The sequence below is a fragment of the Mesorhizobium sp. M2A.F.Ca.ET.067.02.1.1 genome (genome assembly GCF_004023285.1).
Taxonomy (GTDB): domain Bacteria; phylum Pseudomonadota; class Alphaproteobacteria; order Rhizobiales; family Rhizobiaceae; genus Mesorhizobium.
The window spans coordinates 1-892 of the sequence record NZ_RZSB01001253.1 but is presented as its reverse complement, the minus strand read 5'-3'; the positions used below and the strand labels follow the sequence as shown (position 1 = coordinate 892).

At 60.1% G+C, this 892-nt stretch carries 1 protein-coding gene; it reads right to left on the bottom strand.

Features of this window, described 5'->3' with window-relative positions:
- Positions 1-742, bottom strand: a 742-nt coding sequence (locus EOA28_RS37130; RefSeq protein WP_148671176.1) for an HD domain-containing protein, incomplete at its 3' end; no start/stop codon positions are given.
- Between the last annotated feature and the right edge of the window lie 150 nt (positions 743-892).

Sequence of the window (892 nt, the reverse complement as noted above, 5' to 3'; positions counted from 1 at the left end):
CCATCTTGCGGAACACCGACCATGGCTTCTTCTGCCGGCTCTTCACGCTCGCCTTGATGGTGTGTTTCTCGAACAGGCCGGACAGCGCCGTCTCGATCTCCTGCAGGACACCCTTGTTGCGCTCGAAAATCTCGGCAAGCCTCGCGGTGACGGCGCGATAGGCCTCCGGATTGATGTAGCGGAAGGCGATTTCCTCGAGTTCTTCGCGCATGCCCTGCATGCCCATGCGGCCGGCGAGCGGCGCATAGATGTCCATCGTCTCCTCGGCGATGCGCAGGCGCTTGGACTCGGGCATATGGTCGAGCGTGCGCATGTTGTGCAGGCGGTCGGCGAGCTTGACCAGAAGGACGCGAATATCCTCCGAGATCGCGAGCAGAAGCTTGCGCAGGTTCTCCGCCTGCTCGGCCTTCTTGGAGACGAGGTCGAGCTTCTTCAGCTTGGTAAGGCCCTCGACCAGCTTGCCCATTTCGGGGCCGAACAGCTCGTCGATCTCGGCCCTGGTCGCGGTGGTGTCCTCGATCGTGTCATGCAGCAGGGCAACGGCGATGGTCGCCTCGTCCATGTGCATCTCGGTGAGGATGGCGGCGACTTCGAGGGGATGCGAGAAATAGGGATCGCCCGAAGCGCGCTTCTGGTGGCCATGCTTCTGCATGGCATAGACATAGGCCTTGTTGAGCAGTGCCTCATTGACGTCAGGCTTGTAGCGCTGGACGCGCTCGACAAGCTCATACTGACGCATCATGGGCGGGATCTCGCGGTGCTGAAATGATTGATGCGCCGCACTGGCGTACGACGCATCTCATAGATAGCCACGAAACCTAAGATACGGAAGTCCTGGATGGTTGATCCAACCCGGACAAAAGCTCTTAGTAATCGTCGCTCTTTTCCGGCG